The sequence below is a fragment of the Rhodococcus baikonurensis genome (assembly GCF_040489275.1).
GTDB lineage: Bacteria > Actinomycetota > Actinomycetes > Mycobacteriales > Mycobacteriaceae > Rhodococcus_F > Rhodococcus_F baikonurensis.
In genome coordinates this window covers 13,814-29,940 of record NZ_JBEUOQ010000013.1, presented here as the reverse complement: position 1 = coordinate 29,940, position 16,127 = coordinate 13,814, and the positions used below count along the sequence as shown (strand labels likewise).

15 protein-coding genes are annotated in these 16,127 nt (G+C 63.5%); 8 read left to right on the top strand and 7 right to left on the bottom strand.

The window, feature by feature from the left end:
- Positions 1–11 precede the first annotated feature (11 nt).
- From ectB to ABWI03_RS25395, 7 genes are all read right to left on the bottom strand, one after another.
- On the bottom strand, positions 12–1,274 hold the full coding sequence (gene ectB, locus ABWI03_RS25425; protein WP_234036631.1) for a diaminobutyrate--2-oxoglutarate transaminase: 1,263 nt from the start codon (positions 1,272–1,274) through the stop codon (positions 12–14).
- Between the two features lie 48 nt (positions 1,275–1,322).
- The gene (gene ectA / locus ABWI03_RS25420; RefSeq protein WP_234036632.1) at positions 1,323–1,838 is read right to left on the bottom strand and encodes a diaminobutyrate acetyltransferase; all 516 of its coding nucleotides are present in this window, start codon (positions 1,836–1,838) and stop codon (positions 1,323–1,325) included.
- A gap of 160 nt (positions 1,839–1,998) precedes the next feature.
- Positions 1,999–4,098, bottom strand: a complete 2,100-nt coding sequence (locus ABWI03_RS25415; RefSeq protein ID WP_298781209.1) for a RecQ family ATP-dependent DNA helicase — start codon at positions 4,096–4,098, stop codon at positions 1,999–2,001.
- A 39-nt stretch (positions 4,099–4,137) separates the two neighbouring features.
- Positions 4,138–4,959: a MerR family transcriptional regulator gene (locus ABWI03_RS25410; RefSeq protein WP_235169707.1), complete on the bottom strand. Its 822-nt coding sequence runs from the start codon at positions 4,957–4,959 to the stop codon at positions 4,138–4,140.
- A 53-nt stretch (positions 4,960–5,012) separates the two neighbouring features.
- On the bottom strand, positions 5,013–5,894 hold the full coding sequence (locus ABWI03_RS25405) for a ribokinase (RefSeq protein ID WP_298781201.1): 882 nt from the start codon (positions 5,892–5,894) through the stop codon (positions 5,013–5,015).
- Positions 5,891–7,333 carry an MFS transporter gene (locus tag ABWI03_RS25400; RefSeq protein WP_095969738.1) on the bottom strand — a complete coding sequence of 481 codons (1,443 nt, stop codon included), beginning with the start codon at positions 7,331–7,333 and terminating at the stop codon, positions 5,891–5,893. Before ABWI03_RS25400 ends, ABWI03_RS25405 begins: the two co-directional genes overlap by 4 nt.
- 243 nt (positions 7,334–7,576) lie before the next feature.
- Positions 7,577–8,680: an NADH:flavin oxidoreductase/NADH oxidase gene (locus ABWI03_RS25395; protein ID WP_095969739.1), complete on the bottom strand. Its 1,104-nt coding sequence runs from the start codon at positions 8,678–8,680 to the stop codon at positions 7,577–7,579.
- 172 nt (positions 8,681–8,852) lie between these two features.
- On the opposite strand from ABWI03_RS25395, the gene ABWI03_RS25390 reads away from it, so the two are divergent.
- The 8 genes from ABWI03_RS25390 to ABWI03_RS25355 are packed head-to-tail and all read left to right on the top strand — an operon-like array spanning position 8,853 to position 16,097.
- Entirely contained in the window at positions 8,853–10,139 is a 1,287-nt protein-coding gene (locus ABWI03_RS25390) for a glutamate-5-semialdehyde dehydrogenase (protein WP_298781197.1), read from the top strand.
- 41 nt (positions 10,140–10,180) lie between these two features.
- A complete protein-coding gene (locus ABWI03_RS25385; protein WP_298781194.1) occupies positions 10,181–11,092 on the top strand; it encodes an AAA family ATPase in 912 nt (303 codons plus the stop codon).
- A gap of 8 nt (positions 11,093–11,100) precedes the next feature.
- Positions 11,101–12,564 (top strand): vWA domain-containing protein, encoded by a 1,464-nt coding sequence (locus ABWI03_RS25380; RefSeq protein ID WP_007731020.1) that lies wholly within the window; start codon positions 11,101–11,103, stop codon positions 12,562–12,564.
- Positions 12,565–12,582: 18 nt separating this feature from the next.
- The gene (gene nadD / locus ABWI03_RS25375) at positions 12,583–13,302 is read left to right on the top strand and encodes a nicotinate-nucleotide adenylyltransferase (RefSeq protein ID WP_095969742.1); all 720 of its coding nucleotides are present in this window, start codon (positions 12,583–12,585) and stop codon (positions 13,300–13,302) included.
- 46 nt (positions 13,303–13,348) lie between these two features.
- Positions 13,349–13,795, top strand: a complete 447-nt coding sequence (gene rsfS, locus ABWI03_RS25370) for a ribosome silencing factor (protein ID WP_298781189.1) — start codon at positions 13,349–13,351, stop codon at positions 13,793–13,795.
- Entirely contained in the window at positions 13,792–14,466 is a 675-nt protein-coding gene (locus ABWI03_RS25365; protein WP_095969743.1) for a histidine phosphatase family protein, read from the top strand. The genes rsfS and ABWI03_RS25365 overlap by 4 nt, the downstream gene beginning before the upstream one ends.
- Entirely contained in the window at positions 14,453–15,250 is a 798-nt protein-coding gene (gene octT, locus ABWI03_RS25360) for a diglucosylglycerate octanoyltransferase (RefSeq protein WP_298781185.1), read from the top strand. Before ABWI03_RS25365 ends, octT begins: the two co-directional genes overlap by 14 nt.
- Positions 15,251–15,254: 4 nt before the next feature.
- Positions 15,255–16,097 carry a DegV family protein gene (locus ABWI03_RS25355; protein ID WP_298781182.1) on the top strand — a complete coding sequence of 281 codons (843 nt, stop codon included), beginning with the start codon at positions 15,255–15,257 and terminating at the stop codon, positions 16,095–16,097.
- Positions 16,098–16,127: the final 30 nt, after the last annotated feature.

The window sequence follows — 16,127 nt, the reverse complement described above, 5'->3', positions numbered from 1 at the left end:
GAGTCCTTCCTCTAGCTGCAAACCTTGAGTGTCGCCTCGGCCAGGATGGAGAGGCCGTGCTCGAGCTCGTCGTCGGTAATCGTCAGTGCCGGAAGCAGTTTCACAACCTGGTCAGAGGGTCCGGAGGTCTCGGCGAGCAATCCCTCGTCGAATGCCAGCTGGCAGACCTTGCCGGCGCGCTCGGGCTGTTCGAAGACGAGGCCCTGAACCAGGCCGCGTCCACGGTGCGAGACCTCGCCGGGGAACTGATCGGAGAGATTGGCGAAGCATTCGCTGATGCGTGCGCCCTTCTTCAACGTCGTCTTGGTGAGTGCGTCGTCGGACCAGTAGTGATCGAGTGCCACCTTGGAGGTGACGAACGCGGGGTTGTTGCCACGGAAGGTGCCGTTGTGCTCACCCGGGCCCCAGACGTCGAGTTCACGCTTGAACAGCGTGAGCGCCATGGGCATTCCGTAGCCACCGATCGACTTGGACAGTGTGACGATGTCGGGAACGATTCCGGCCTCTTCGAAGGAGAAGAACGGGCCGGTGCGACCGCAACCCATCTGGACGTCGTCGACGATCAGCAGGATGCCGCGGTCCGAGCACAGCGTTGCCAGTGCCCGAAGCCATTCGGGACGAGCGACATTGACGCCGCCTTCACCCTGCACGGTTTCGACGATGACTGCCGCGGGACGGTTGATTCCACTGCCGGAATCGTCGAGAACGCGAGAGAACCACTGGAAGTCCTCGGTGACGCCGTCGAAGTAGTTGTCGAAGGGCATCGGTGTCGTGTGCACAAGGGGGACACCGGCGCCCGCGCGCTTCATCGAGTTGCCGGTCACGGAGAGTGCACCGAGTGTCATTCCGTGAAATGCGTTGGTGAAGTTGATGACTGCCGAACGTCCGGTGACCTTGCGGGCCAGCTTCAGTGCAGCCTCGACGGTGTTCGATCCGGTCGGGCCGGGGAACTGGACCTTGTAGTCCAGGCCGCGCGGCTCGAGGATGTTGCGTTGAAAGGTCTCGAGGAACTCACGCTTGGCGACTGTCGACATGTCGAGGCCGTGTGTGATGCCATCGCTCATGATGTAGTCGACCAGTGCAGATTTGAGCACCGGGTTGTTGTGACCGTAATTGAGGGCGCCGGCACCGGCGAAGAAATCGAGGTAGTCGCGCCCGTTTTCGTCACGAATCCAGGATCCGGATGCGCTGGTGAACACTGCAGGCCAGTCACGGCAGTAGCTGCGAACCTCGGACTCGAGGGTTTCGAAAATGCTTGCTTCGTTGATATTCATATCTTCTTTGTTCCTCCGGGGCATGCTGTATGCCGAGCGCGAAGTGCGCTAGGCGCCGATCGTGTAAAGATCTTCGGCTTCGTGTCCATCGGGAAAATCATTGGGCGAGAACAAGTTCTGCCTGGTTATCGGTACTTCGCGCCGACGTGCGAGCGCGGTGAAGAGTGCGATCGAAGCCTCGTTGTCGGGGCTGATCGTCGTCTCCAGATGTGTAACACCCAGTGGGGCAGTGCGATCCATCAAGTCGGACAGCATGCGGGCAGCAATTGCCTTGCCGCGCTGGTCTTCGTCGACCGCAACTTGCCACACGAACAGGGTTTCCTGTGCGCTGGGGCGGGTGTAACCGGAAACGAATCCGACTACACGGCCGTCCACCTCTGCGACGATGGACGTCGCGCTGAAATCCCTGCACCACAACAGGTATGCATAACTCGAATTGAGGTCGAGCACCTTCGAATCACGTGCGATCTCCCAGAGCCGGACTCCGTCATCGATCTGTGGGCTTCTGAACAACACCGCGTCCGGCGCGGTGGTCGGGATAGCTCTCGTATCAACAGGCTTCATCGGTCATCTGAACGTAACAATCATTGCTGTCGAAGTCATGCAGATGTCCGTTTCGGGCCGTGCGGAACCCGTTGCGCCCCAGGTGAGGACATGAATGTGATGGTGCTCACATTATGTAACTTTTGCCGTTGTCCGAGCGACTATTTCGGGCAAAAACTCGCTATTTCGGGCTCGCGAGCGCCAAGGGAAGTACCGAATGGGCTCCGGCCTGCCGAAGTGCGCGTGCGGCCATCGTGAAAGTCCAACCGGTATCGGCGATTGCGTCGACAAGAAGTATTGGTCCCTGATGAATACTCATGTCCGGGACTTCCCAAACATCGACCAGTCCGGACACGCGATAGGCGGAGTTCGCTGCTGACACCGGAGGGTGGTCGGGTCGCAAGCGAAGGGTGCCGAGGTCGGTCAATCGCCCGACCTCGGCCAACTTGGCGGCCAGGCTCGATACCAGCAACGGACGCGTCGTGGATTCGAGGGCCATGACACCGGTGGGGCGCTCGGCCCAATTCCAGGCCGCCAGAACACTGATACACGCGCTGACCACCGCATCGGGTACCTCGGCGTCGGGGCCGTCGAAAAGCGCGCGGAGACGTTGGCCCCAGCCCAGATCCGACATCCGTCCGAGAATGCGCCCGGTTTCCGGACCCTCGGTGATCTTCCCGGACAGCTTGACACCCAGCTTGCTCAGGCCGGTCGGCCACATCTTGCGCGGCTCCAGGTCGAATCCGGGCCGCTGCAGGCGCGCCCGAGTCTCGTCGAGGGCGGTGGTGTCGACAGTGGTGTCGTAGCGATTGCCGGTGCAGTTGTCACAGCGACCGCACTGTGAGTTCTCCGACGTCAGGCCCGGATCGTCGAGTTGTTCACGCAGGAAGGTCATTCGACACGTCGTGATGCTCTGGTACTCGACCATTGCGGCCTGCTCGGCCTGGCGAGCGTCGTCGAGTCGGCCGTAGCGCTCGGCGTCGTACACCCAAGGTTCTCCGGTGCTGATCCAACCGCCCTTGACTCGTTTGACCGCGCCGTCGACGTCGAGGACTTTGAGGACCATTTCGAGACGGGTGCGATTGAGTTCCACCAGCGGTTCGAGTGCCGGTGTCGACGTGGCCTTTTCGGTGTCGAGGTGTTCGATGACGCTGCGGACCAGGTGCTCGCGGGGGAAGGCGACCGAGGCGAAGTAGCTCCAGATCTGCTTGTCCTCGGCGCCCGGCAGGAGGATCACGTCTGCCCTGTCGGTGGACCGACCGGCGCGGCCCACCTGCTGGTAGTACGAGATCGGCGACGACGGTGCGCCCAGGTGGACGACGAACCCGAGATCGGGCTTGTCGAAGCCCATCCCGAGGGCCGAGGTGGCCACCAGAGCCTTGACGCGATTGCCCAACAAGTCCTGCTCGAGGGATTCACGTTCAGTGGGATCGGTCTGGCCCGTGTAGGCGGCGACGGTATGGCCGCGCTCGGAGAGCAGGCTTGCGAGGTCGCGAGCGGCCGAAACCGTCAGCGTGTAGATGATGCCCGATCCCGGCAGCGTCTCGAGCATGTCGGCAAGCCAGGCAGCGCGCGCCGTCGCCTCCGGAATGTGGACTACAGAGAGGTGAAGTGACTCGCGTTCGAGCCCGCCGCGAAGGACGAGGGTTTCCTCGCCGCCGACGCCCAGCTGGGCGGATACGTCCTCGACAACGCGGTTGTTGGCCGTTGCCGTGGTCGCGAGGACGGGAATGCCCTCGCCGAGTTCGGCGATCAACGTCCTGATGCGCCGGTAGTCGGGACGGAAGTCGTGTCCCCAGTCGGAAACACAGTGAGCCTCGTCGACCACGACCAGGCCGGCGTCGGCTGCCAGGGCCGGGAGCACCTGATCGCGGAAGTCGGGGTTGTTCAGGCGCTCTGGGCTGACCAGAAGTACGTCGAGATCATTGGCTGCGACGCGGGCGTGGATGTCGTCCCATTCGGTGACGTTGCCCGAGTTGATGGTTGCGGCTCGCACTCCGGCACGCTCGGCAGAACTGACCTGGTTTCGCATCAGGGCCAACAAGGGCGAGACGATGACCGTCGGGCCGTGACCTGTTGCCCGGAGCAGCTTCGCCGAGATGAAGTAGACCGCCGACTTGCCCCAGCCCGTCCGCTGGACGACGAGGGCGCGTTTGCGTTGCACCACCAAGGCCTCGATGGCAGTCCACTGGTCCTCGCGTAGGCGGGCATCCGGCCCCGCGAGTTCGCGGAGCAGCCGCTCGGCTTCGTCGCGCATGGCTGGGGCAGTGGCGGTGGTCATGGACCCCATGGTGCACGACCCTGCCGACACGTGCGGGCTTCAGGGCTTGGCAACAGGTTCCTGCAGCTCGGTGACCCAGCCGTCGACGTCCTCCGGGCACGCCAGCGTCACCTCACGGCTGGGGCCGGCATTGCGGTATCCCGCTGCGTCGATCCACTGAGCCAAGGCCTGATAGGCGGGCAGGCAGTTGTCCATCGAGCCCTTGTGCAGCAGCGAAGCCACCTGAGCTTCGGCCTGCAGGTCGACGACCGCGAACTCGTAGTCGCCCTCGGGGTCCGCGTCGACCGGCAGCGCGGCATGCACGACGACGTTCTCGTCGTCGCCGGCATCCTCGTAGTACGCGACAGCGGGTCCGATCGGGACGACACCGGCACGATCCAAACCGGTACACAGCCGCTCGTACAGCCCGCGAACCACCGGGCCGATCGACGACGGATCCATCGTCTTGGCGGTACCGGTCAACTCCGCGACCCGCAGCGCCGGAACGGACTTGATCACAACCTCGTATGCGGACATCTGTCCCTCACTTTCGATGATGCGGAGGCGCGCTTGCACGTGCGCAAGTCGCGCGGTGTCTTCCTGGATTCGGGTCTCGAGTTCTGCTCGGCGAAGCATGAGCATCCCGCGGATCTCGTCGACCGTGACCGCCGACTCCACCACCTGCTGGACCTGGGCCAGGGTCAGGCCCAACTCCTTGAGCGCGACGATGCGGTTGAGCAATGCCAACTGGCCGGCAGTGTACGAGCGGTACCCGGTGGAGGCGTCGACCCTCGCCGGTGCGAGCAGGCCGATGGCGTCGTAGTGGCGAAGCATGCGCACCGACACACGACCTGCTCTCGCGAAGTCTCCGATGCTCAACATGGTTGCTCGCCCCGTTTCTCCCTCACCAACCCGATACCTACAGGTTTAGAACCTCACACGGTGTCAGAGTCAAGCTGTCGGTTCAGGACTTTTTCGATCGCAACGCGAGTAGGCGACGACACCGAGGCGCCGCGAACCGTCGTCGCCAGGCTTCCCGCCGTGGCCGCGAACTGCAGGGCGCGCTCCTGGTCCTGCACCCACTCCACGGCGAAGGCCCCGGTGAAGGCATCGCCTGCGCCGGTGGTGTCGACGGGTGTCACGGTAGGGGAGTCGGCGTGGACGGTCACATCGCCGGACCGAAGATCCGCGCCGCCCGCTCCGAGCGTCGTGACGAGGTGCGCGACGCGACCTGTGACCGCGGCCAACTGCTCCGACTCGGTCTGGTTCACGATCAAGGTGTCGACTGCATCGATCAGTGGATCCGGAAGTTCTTGCACGGGAGATGGATTCAGGATGACGGTCGTTCCGTTGGCGTGCGCGTGCTGGGCCGCTGCGATGACCGTGTCGAGTGGTATTTCGAGTTGGCACAGGAGAACGTCGGCGTGTGCGATCGCGTCGAGGTCTACTTCGGACAACGCGGTGATCGTGGAATTGGCGCCCGGGACGACGATGATGTTGTTCTCCGCGTCTTCGCTCACGGTGATGGCCGCGACGCCACTCGGGCCGTCGACGCCACGTAGCAGTGCGGTGTCGACCCCGGCGTCTTGCAGGGTCTCGCGCAACTGGGCGCCGAAACCGTCGTCGCCGACCGCGCCGATGAAGGACACGTCCCCACCGGCCTTCGCGGCTGCGATGGCCTGATTACTGCCTTTGCCTCCTGCCGCGGTGGCAAAGGCAGTGCCGAGCAGTGTTTCTCCCGGAGCGGGAAATCTGGCCACTGACGTGGTCAGGTCCATGTTGATACTGCCGACGACGACGATTCGAGGCGTGCTCATACCTCGAGGTTATCGGCCTTCATTCTCTTTCGGCGAACCTTCCGAATGATCCGGCGTGCTTCCTCGTCGGTGGCGACGGCGGGTGGCGAACCGTCGAGTGGCTTGCGTGCCGTCTCGGGGATGAGCAGTACCGCGATACCGCCGATCACTGCGGCGATCATCATGTACATCGGCGCGACCAAGTTGCTGCCCGTTGCACTTTCGAGAGCTGTCAGCACCAGGGGAGTGGTCCCGCCGAAGATGGAGACCGCGAGGTTGTATCCGATTGCCAAGCCGCCGTACCTGATTCCGGTCGGAAAGAGTGCGGGAAGCACGGACGGGAACACTCCGACGAACAGCAGGAGCAGGCCGCCGAGAATGGCGAGTCCCAGGAAGACCGTCACGTAGTTGCCGACGCCGATCAACAGGTAAGCGGGTAGGGACAGGACGAAGAATCCGATGAAACCGCTGAGCAGCAAGGGTTTACGCCCGACGCGGTCCGAGAACTTTCCGACGTAGCTGATTCCCATCATCATCACGATCATGACGATGATCATCAGAACGAGCCCGTGGGACTCGTCGTAACCCAAGGTGTTGGTCAGATACGTGGGCATGTAGCTGAGCAGGCCGTAGTGAGCGATGTTGTACGTGGCTACCAGGACGATGCACAGAACAAGGGGACGCCAGTTGTCGACGAGAGTTTCGCGCAGTTTCTTGCCGGTGGATTCGTCTGCGAGGGAGCGCTCTTCGGCCTGCTCCATCATCTGGAATGCGGGAGTTTCTTCCAGGCGCAGACGAAGGTACAGACCGATGAGACCCAACGGGCCGGCAATGAGGAAGGGGATTCGCCAGCCCCACTGGAGGAGATCCTCGGCGCTGACGACGGTCTGGATGATCGTCACGATGCCTGCTGCCGCCACATATCCTGCCAGAGTCCCGAATTCGAGGAAGCTGGCGAAGAAACCGCGCCGCTTGTCCGGTGCGTATTCGGCGACGAACGTACTGGCCCCGCCGTATTCGCCGCCTGTGGAAAAGCCCTGCAACAGGCGTAGGAGTACCAGCAGGATCGGGGCGGCGATACCGATGGACTCGTAGCTCGGGATGAGGCCGATGGCGAAGGTGCTGCCCGCCATCAGAATGATCGTGGTGGCCAGGACTTTCTTGCGCCCGATGCGGTCACCGAGTGGGCCGAAGAACAGTCCGCCGAGAGGTCGGACGATGAAGGCTGCTGCAAAGATTGCAAAGGTCGAGAGGAGTTGAGCGCTGCCGCTCGCCTCCGGGAAGAACACTTTTCCGATAGTGGTAGCTAGATATGCGTAAACGCCGAAATCGAACCACTCCATGGCATTTCCGAGCATCGTCGCCTTGACAGCGCGTTTGACGGACGCATTGTCGGTGACGCAGACATCGGGTGATTCGGCCACTTCGAGAGCGCTGATCGAGTTCTCTGGTGTAGTCATGACATGCGCTCCCCAGCGCAATCATCGAACCGAGCGGGGCACGTACCTGATGCACGCATCTTTTCGTTGCCCACTCGCCGATGAGCCGGTCGGGAAATCGAGCGTCCGCGTGCCCTGTGGCTCGTTGCGACCCCCGTCGCACGGCTCTGGCCCGCGGCAGTGTCCGGAGCCCACAGGGCTCCGGACTACCGGCAAGTAAGACGCTTACGCTATCAAAGTTGGACGCGGGAGCCGATTTTCGGGCTAGAAGGCGCGAGCGTACTGCGACGGGATATGTGGTCCCACCTCGGCGTTCAGTTCCCGGGCCGCCCGGCGCGCCCAGTACGGATCACGCAAGAGTTCGCGGCCGAGGAGCACCGCCACTGCGCTGCCGTCCTCGACGATCTTCTCGGCCTGTTCGGGTTCGGTGATGAGGCCGACGGCGGCGGCCGGCAACAGGCTTTCGTTCTGCAGGCGACGGGCGAACGGAACCTGGTATCCCGGCTCCACCGGAATCTGCGCCGCCGGTGAATTACCGCCGGTGGACACGTCGACCAGATCGACGCCGTAGTCGGAGAGGATGTTGGCGAGGGCAACGGTCTGATCCGCAGTCCAGCTGTCGACCTCGAGCCCACGTTCTTCCGTGAGCCAATCGGTCGCCGAGACCCGGACGAAGAGGGGTAGCTCGGCCGGCCACACCTCGCGGACCGCTGTGAGGATTTCGAGGAGCAACCGGATACGGTTTTCGAAGCTGCCGCCGTAGCGGTCGGTCCGCTTGTTGCTCTCGGGAGAGAGGAACTGATGGATCAGGTAGCCGTGGGCCGCGTGAATTTCCACGACCTTGAATTCGGCCTTCAGTGCGCGGGTAGCCGCCGCTGCGAAGTCCGCGACGACCTTCTCGATGCCTTCCGTGGTCAACTCGACCGGATCGGCAAGGTGACCGAACGGAACCGCGCTCGGGGCGACGGTCTGCCAGGCGAGTCGGTCGTCGGCGGGCAGGCTCTTGCCGCCGCGCCACGGAACCTGCGTCGACGCTTTGCGTCCGGCGTGAGCCAACTGGATCCCGGGCACTGCGCCGAAGTACGCGAGTTGCGCGTTGATCTCGGCGAAGGCTTGTGCCTGCGTGTCGTTCCAGATCCCCAGATCGGCGGCCGAAATGCGGCCTTCGGGGCTGACGGCGGTCGCCTCGGTGAGAATCAGGCCGGTGCCGCCGATCGCGCGGCTCACCAGGTGCGTGCGATGCCATTCGTTGGGCACTCCGACCTGGTCGCCGATGACGTCAGCCGAGTACTGGCACATCGGTGCCATCCAGACGCGGTTCGGGATGGTGACGCCGCGCAGGGTCAAAGGCTCGAACAACACACTCACGGATGGCTCCTGACTCGAAGAAGAAGGTCTGTGGGTGCAACAGTGTCGCGCGCCGGAATTGTTCCCCGGCGGTGCGGCGAAATGTTCCTCGGCGGTCCGCCGCAATGCTCTCGGGTGGTCACAGCCTCGTTCCGCCGAGCAGGCCGCCACGGTGGGTGGTTAATGTGTATTCATGACCGCTGTGACTTCCGACGCAGAAACCGTCGACTCGAACGCGTCCGACACCAAGACCGTCGTGCACGACGCCGCACGCCGAGCTCGCAAGGCGTCGCGCGTCCTGGCTCTGCTGACCACGGCGCAGAAGGATGCCGCGCTCCACGCCTCAGCCGACGCAGTACTCGCGGCGAGTGATCGGATTCTCGCGGCCAATGCTCTCGATATCGACACCGCGAAGGCGGGCGGTACCGAGGAATCACTGCTCGACCGTCTTCGGCTGACCGCTGACCGCATCGAGGGCATCGCGTCAGGTTTGCGCCAGGTTGCCGGACTACCCGATCCGATCGGCGAAGTTCTTCGCGGCTCCACTCTGCCGAACGGTCTGGAGCTGCGCCAGCAGCGTGTTCCGCTCGGCGTCGTCGGCATGGTGTACGAGGCTCGTCCCAACGTGACCGTGGACGCGTTCGGTCTGACACTCAAGTCGGGAAATGCTGCGCTGCTTCGTGGTTCGTCTTCGGCGGTCAAGTCCAACGAAGCATTGGTGGCGGCCCTGCGTGCGTCGCTGGTCGCTCAGGGACTGCCCGAGGACTCCGTTCAACTTCTGCCAAGTGCGGATCGCTCCACGGTCACTCATTTGATTCAGGCCCGTGGCCTCGTCGACGTCGTCATCCCACGAGGCGGCGCCGGCTTGATCAGCGCCGTCGTTCGCGATGCCACCGTTCCCACCATCGAGACCGGTGTCGGTAACTGTCACGTCTATGTTCACTCGGCCGCCGATCTGCTCATGGCCGAGAAGATTCTTCTCAACTCCAAGACTCGTCGGCCCAGCGTGTGCAACACCGCGGAGACGGTGCTGGTCGACGCCGCTATTGCCGAGACGGCCGTGCCGAAGTTGCTGCAAGCACTTCAAATGCACGACGTCGTCGTGCACGGCGATCTGCCGGGACTGGTTCCCGCGACCGAGGACGACTGGTCGAAGGAGTACCTCACACTCGACGTCGCCCTCAAGGTCGTCAAGGACTTGGACGCTGCCGTCGAGCACATCGACCAGTACGGAACCGGTCACACCGAAGCCATCGTGACGTCCGATCTTTCGGCTGCCCGCGAGTTCACCGCTCGCGTCGACGCCGCGGCAGTGATGGTCAATGCGTCGACTGCCTTCACCGACGGTGAGCAGTTCGGATTCGGCGCCGAGATCGGCATCTCCACCCAGAAACTGCATGCGCGTGGCCCTATGGGGTTGCCGGAACTGACGTCCACCAAGTGGATCGTCTGGGGCGACGGGCACACCCGACCCGCCTGAAAAGTTCACCAGACTTGCCCCACCCTTTTTAGGAGTTAACCGTGGACCGAGCTCTTCCCGATACAACACCGTTCTTCTCGAGCGTCGACGACGTGATCGAGCGTTTGGCCGAGACGGGTTACCTGTCCGACAAGGGCACTGCAACGGCAGTGTTCCTTGCCGACCGACTGGGCAAGCCCCTGCTCATCGAGGGACCGGCCGGTGTCGGTAAGACCGAGTTGGCGCGCGCGGTAGCCCAGACGACAGGCGCCGAGTTGGTGCGCCTGCAGTGCTACGAGGGCGTCGACGAGGCTCGTGCGCTGTACGAGTGGAATCACGCGAAGCAGATTCTTCGGATTCAGTCCGGAGGGGCGAGCGGAGCGAGGGGTGATGTCGCAGTCGACCACAGCTGGGACTCGACGAGGGCGGATGTCTTCTCGGAGGAGTTCCTGCTCGCACGTCCACTGCTCAAGGCCATTCGCCGCGAGGACCCGACGGTGTTGTTGATCGACGAGACGGACAAGGCCGACGTCGAGATCGAAGGTCTGCTCCTCGAAGTGCTCAGCGACTTCGCGGTCACGATCCCCGAGCTCGGAACGATCACCGCCACCCGCAAGCCGTTCACGGTGTTGACGTCGAATGCCACTCGCGAACTCTCGGAGGCCTTGAAGCGTCGTTGCCTCTTCCTGCATCTCGATTTCCCGGACGCCGACCTCGAGCGTCGCATCCTCGCAAGCCGGGTGCCGGAGCTTCCTGAAGCGATTGCCGAGCAGCTGGTCAACACCATTCGTGTTCTTCGCGGAATGCAGCTCAAGAAGGTTCCGTCGGTGTCCGAAACCATCGACTGGGGACGCACCCTTCTTGCTCTGGGCATGGACACTCTCGACGACGATGCCGTTCGCGCCACGCTCGGCGTGATCCTCAAGCACCAGTCGGACCAGGTGCGTGCCGCCGCTGAACTTCGGCTGAACTGAGGTCTGACATGGCTCCCGCAGCATCGACGTCGCCGCTCTCACCTGGCGGCCTGGCAGCGCCGCACGGGATTCCCGGTCACCTCGTCGATTTTGTCGAGGCTTTGCGACGACGCGGAATCATGGTCGGCCCGTCCGAGACAGTCGACGCCGGTCAGGTCATGTCTGTTCTCGACCTGCTCGATCGTGAAGCGCTTCGTGAAGGGCTGGCATGCTCGCTCCTGCGCAGGCCGACCCACCGGGCGACGTTCGACGCCGTCTTCGACCTGTGGTTCCCCAAGGCGATCGGTGACCGTGCGGTCGGCGACGTCGACGTCACACTGCCGCGCAAGCCAGACGGCTCGATCGACCTGCAGGCCTTGCGTGAGCTCATTGCCGAACTGCTGACAGACGGCAGTGACGAGGCGATGGAGATGACCGAACTCCTGACCGCCGCGATGGTCGAGGAACTCGGGCAGTACCAGTCGAGCAACGGCCCGTCGTTCTCCGCCTACCAGGCGCTGCGCGACGTCGCCCCGGAGACGTTGCTCAACAAGATCCTGCAGGGCCTGCTCGGCAACCAGGAGGGCTCCGGGTCCGAGGGCAAGGACAACTCCGACTACCAGTCCGAGGTCGCCAAGCGCACGGCAGCGCAGCGCATCGCGGACTTCCGCAAGATGGTCGAGAAGGAAACGCGTCGACGCACAGCCGAGAATCTGGGTAAGGAACGCGTCGCCACGTACGGCGTTCCGAAACTCGCCGAGGAAGTCGACTTCCTGCGGGCCTCCGACGCAGAACTCACCACGCTGAAGAAGAACGTCGCACCCCTGGCTCGTCTGCTGGCCAGTCGACTCGCCGTGCGTCGTAGCCGCTCCCGCGCGGGTTCGATCGACCTGCGTCGCACGCTGCGCAAGTCCATGTCGACGGGCGGAGTGCCGATCGATCTGGTGCAGCGCAAGCCGAAGCGAGCGCGACCGGAACTTGTGGTGATGTGTGACGTGTCGGGTTCGGTAGCGGGGTTCAGCCACTTCACCCTGCTGCTCGTCAATGCGTTGCGTGAGCAGTTCTCGCGAGTGCGGGTATTCGCGTTCATCGACACGACCGACGAGGTCACGCGGTTCTTCGACTCGAACGCCGACCTCGGATCCGCGATGTCACGCATGGTGCGTGAGGCCGAACTGATCACCTACGACGGCCATTCCGACTACGGACACGCATTCGGGGTGTTCCAGGAGAAGTTCGCGCAGTCCATCACCAGCCGTACGTCGCTGCTGGTACTCGGCGACGGTCGCAACAACTACCGCGATCCCAACCTTCAGTCGCTGTCGCAGATGGTTGCGGTAGCCAAGCACGCGCACTGGCTCAACCCCGAGCCGAAGGGGCAATGGGGAACGGGTGACTCCGCGGCGAAGGTCTACAACGAGGTCATCAGCATGCACGAGTGCCGCTCGGCCCAGCAGCTCGCCGACGTCGTGTCCAGACTGCTGCCGGTCTGACCCGTAAGCTCGACACTCGTGCAGAAGGGACTATCGGTGGAACGTGCTCGACGCCTCGGAGTGATGGGTGGCACCTTCGACCCCATTCACCATGGCCACCTCGTTGCGGCCAGTGAGGTCGCCGACCGGTTCGGACTCGACGAAGTGATCTTCGTCCCCACCGGACGGCCCTGGCAGAAGCAGGGGAGAGGCGTCAGTCCCGCCGAGGACCGATACCTCATGACGGTCATCGCCACCGCCTCCAACCCGCGGTTTTCCGTCTCTCGGGTCGACGTCGACCGTGAAAAAGTCACGTACACCGTGGACACCCTGCGAGACCTCCGGGCCTACCATCCTGACGCCGAACTCTTCTTCATCACCGGTGCCGATGCGCTGGCCAGCATCCTTTCCTGGCAAGATTGGGAAGAGTTGTTCGCATTGGCGAAGTTCGTCGGGGTATCGCGACCGGGTTTCGATCTCAATGCAGAACACCTGGCCGGTCACCTCGACACCATGCCCGCCGACGCGGTCACGTTGATAGAGATTCCGGCACTTGCCATTTCGTCGACCGAATGTCGTCGTCGGGCAAGTGAAGACCGCCCCGTCTGGTACCTGGTGCCGGACGGAGTGGTGCAGTACATCTCGAAGCGGAACCTGTATCGACCTGTCGACGCGGAGCGCCGCGACGGAGCTACAACGATGTCGGAGCCTGCACCGGGGAAGTCGGAAGCCGTCCCGGGCGCAACCGACTCGAGCTAGCCGAGAACAACAAGTACTTTCTGAAGACGAAACTGGAGAACATCGAGTGAGCGCAAACACCGAAGCCATCGACATGGCACGCATCGCGGCCTTGGCAGCCGACGAGAAGCTGGCCACCGAAGTGGTGGTGCTCGATGTGTCCGAACAGTTGGTCATCACGGACTGCTTCGTGATCGCATCTGCGACCAACGAGCGTCAGGTCAACTCGATTGTCGAGAACATCGAAGACCGACTCCGCGAAGCGGGACACAAGCCTGTCCGCCGCGAAGGCACCCGCGAGGGACGCTGGGCACTGCTCGACTACGCCGACATCGTCGTCCACGTCCAGCACGACGAGGAGCGCAACTTCTACGCTCTCGATCGACTGTGGAAGGACTGCCCGACGGTCGAGGTCGAAGGCCTCGGACAGAACCATCCCGGCCCCGCCGATGCCAACACGGTGTTCGAGACCGACACGGTTTCCGAGCCGGACGCGCAGGATCCCTCGCTGTGACTTCGTCGGCGCCCAGTGCGGCGTCGAACCCTGTCCGCCGGCTCATCCTGCTGCGTCACGGACAGACCGAATACAACGCCGACTCTCGGATGCAGGGGCAACTCGACACCGATCTGTCGGAGTTGGGACGCACGCAGGCCAAGAGTGCAGGTCCGGTGATCGCCGATCGCAGACCGTTGACGATCGTGTCCTCGGATCTGCGTCGCGCGTATTTCACAGCCGTCGCTGTCGGTGACGCCGCCGGACTTCCGGTACTCACCGACACGCGTCTGCGTGAGACACACCTGGGCGAATGGCAAGGCCTGACTCATCACGACGTCGACGAGCGCACTCCCGGTGTGCGATCTGCCTGGCGGGCGGATGCCACGTTGGCGCCGCCCGGTGGCGAAAGCCGAATCGACGTTGCACATCGCAGTCTTCCTGTCGTTCACGAATTGCTCGAGACGCACCCGGACTGGGCCGAGCGGCCCGTGGTTCTGGTGGCGCACGGAGGCTTGATTGCGGCTCTGACGGCGGCATTGCTCGACCTGCCCATAGATCGCTGGGCCGTCCTCGGCGGATTGGGAAACACCAGTTGGGTGCAACTCAGCGGACATGGTGACGTCAAGTCGATCGAGTGGCGACTCGACGTATGGAATGCTTCTGCGAGTGTCGCAAATGACGTCCTCTGAAATTGCCGACGGGCAGCGCCCCGTCCTCCTCGTACTCGCGGATTCGCTGTCGTATTTCGGCCCCAAAGGCGGCCTCGCGGCAGATCATCCACGGATCTGGCCCAACATCGTGGCCGACGAACTCGGCTGGGACGTCGAGCTGGTCGCCCGTATCGGCTGGACGTGCCGCGACGCGTGGTGGGCACTGACTCAGGATCCTCGTGTGTGGGCGGCGGTGCCGCGGGCAGGCGCCGTCGTGTTCGCGGTCGGCGGTATGGACTCGCTACCGTCTCCGCTGCCTACCGCGCTCCGCGAGACCATTCGCTACGTTCGTCCTCCGGCGCTTCGACGCGTGGTGCGCGAGGGTTATCAGTGGCTGCAGCCACGGCTTGCACCACTGGGCCGCCCGGTCGCGCTTCCGCCCAAGCTGAGCGTCGAGTATCTGGAAAGCTCGCGAAATGCGTTGGAGTACATGCGACCCGAACTGCCGATGATCGCGACCCTGCCGTCGGTGCACCGCAGTGATGCCTACGCCAGCGTGCATGCCGGACGACCGGCCGCGGTGTCCGCGATCACCGAGTGGGCTACGGAGAAAGACGTTCCCGTAGTCGATCTCGCGGATGCAGTGCGTGACAACGTCTTTTCCGAGAACGGTAATCCCGACGGAATTCACTGGGGGTGGGACGGTCACGTCGGTGTAGCCCGCGCGATGATCGCTGCGATTCGCGGGGTCGAGTCGCAGAAAACGGTTTCGCCGGAACTGGTTTCGCCGGAACTGGTATCACCGCCGAGCGAAGTCGGGTAGCAGAATGCCGGTCGTCGTCGTCACGGATTCCTCCGCCTGCATCCCGCAGGAGTCGGCCGACGCATGTGGCATTCAGGTGGTTCCGCTCCACGTGCTCCGTGACGGCTGCGACTTGCGTGAGGGTGTCGATGCAATGCCGAACGACCTGTCGGGAGTGACAACGGCCGGAGCGTCACCCGCCGAGTTGTCCGAGGCATATGCACGCGCCCTGGACATGAGCGACGGCGACGGCGTCCTCGCTGTTCACATTTCACGTCAACTCTCGGGAACGTGGGAAGCCGGACGAGTCGCGGCCCAGGAATTCGGTGGCGCCGTCCGGATCGTCGATTCACAGTCCGCAGGTATGGGTTTGGGCTATCCCGCTCTCGAAGCTGCGCGCCTCGCCGAGAAGGGTGCGTCACTCGAAGAGGCATACGGCCGGGCGGTCGACGTCGCCAGCCGTGGGCGCTGCTACATCGTCGTCGACAAACTTGATCAATTGCGTAGGGGCGGACGAATCGGAACCGCCGCTGCGTTGCTGGGTACTGCATTGGCGATGAAGCCGATCCTGCATCTGGTGGACGGCAAACTGGTGCTCGGCGAGAAAACACGTACCACCACCAAAGCGCTTGCGCGCTTGGTTGATTCGGCAGTCGAGCGCGCCGGTCTCGGCCGCGTGGCGATAGCCGTGCATCACATGCGAGCGCGAGAGCGTGCCGACGGGATAGCGGAACAGTTGGCCGAGCGCATTCCCGATGTAGCGGAATCCGTGGTTACCGACTTCAGTGCGGTTATCGGAGCGCACGTCGGTGTCGGCGCGATCGGTGTTGTGGTGTGCCCGTTGCCGGAGATCGACGCGAACACCTGATCGGTTCTCCACAATCCCCGAGTTCTCCAC

Bases quoted from the DNA above. Each gene is read 5' to 3' on its own strand.
- ectB (WP_234036631.1), bottom strand. From the start codon at position 1,274: ATGAATATCAACGAAGCAAGCATTTTCGAAACCCTCGAGTCCGAGGTT.
- ectA (WP_234036632.1), bottom strand. From the start codon at position 1,838: ATGAAGCCTGTTGATACGAGAGCTATCCCGACCACCGCGCCGGACGCG.
- ABWI03_RS25415 (WP_298781209.1), bottom strand. From the start codon at position 4,098: ATGACCACCGCCACTGCCCCAGCCATGCGCGACGAAGCCGAGCGGCTG.
- ABWI03_RS25410 (WP_235169707.1), bottom strand. From the start codon at position 4,959: ATGTTGAGCATCGGAGACTTCGCGAGAGCAGGTCGTGTGTCGGTGCGC.
- ABWI03_RS25405 (WP_298781201.1), bottom strand. From the start codon at position 5,894: ATGAGCACGCCTCGAATCGTCGTCGTCGGCAGTATCAACATGGACCTG.
- ABWI03_RS25400 (WP_095969738.1), bottom strand. From the start codon at position 7,333: ATGACTACACCAGAGAACTCGATCAGCGCTCTCGAAGTGGCCGAATCA.
- ABWI03_RS25390 (WP_298781197.1), top strand. From the start codon at position 8,853: ATGACCGCTGTGACTTCCGACGCAGAAACCGTCGACTCGAACGCGTCC.
- ABWI03_RS25380 (WP_007731020.1), top strand. From the start codon at position 11,101: ATGGCTCCCGCAGCATCGACGTCGCCGCTCTCACCTGGCGGCCTGGCA.
- octT (WP_298781185.1), top strand. From the start codon at position 14,453: ATGACGTCCTCTGAAATTGCCGACGGGCAGCGCCCCGTCCTCCTCGTA.
- ABWI03_RS25355 (WP_298781182.1), top strand. From the start codon at position 15,255: ATGCCGGTCGTCGTCGTCACGGATTCCTCCGCCTGCATCCCGCAGGAG.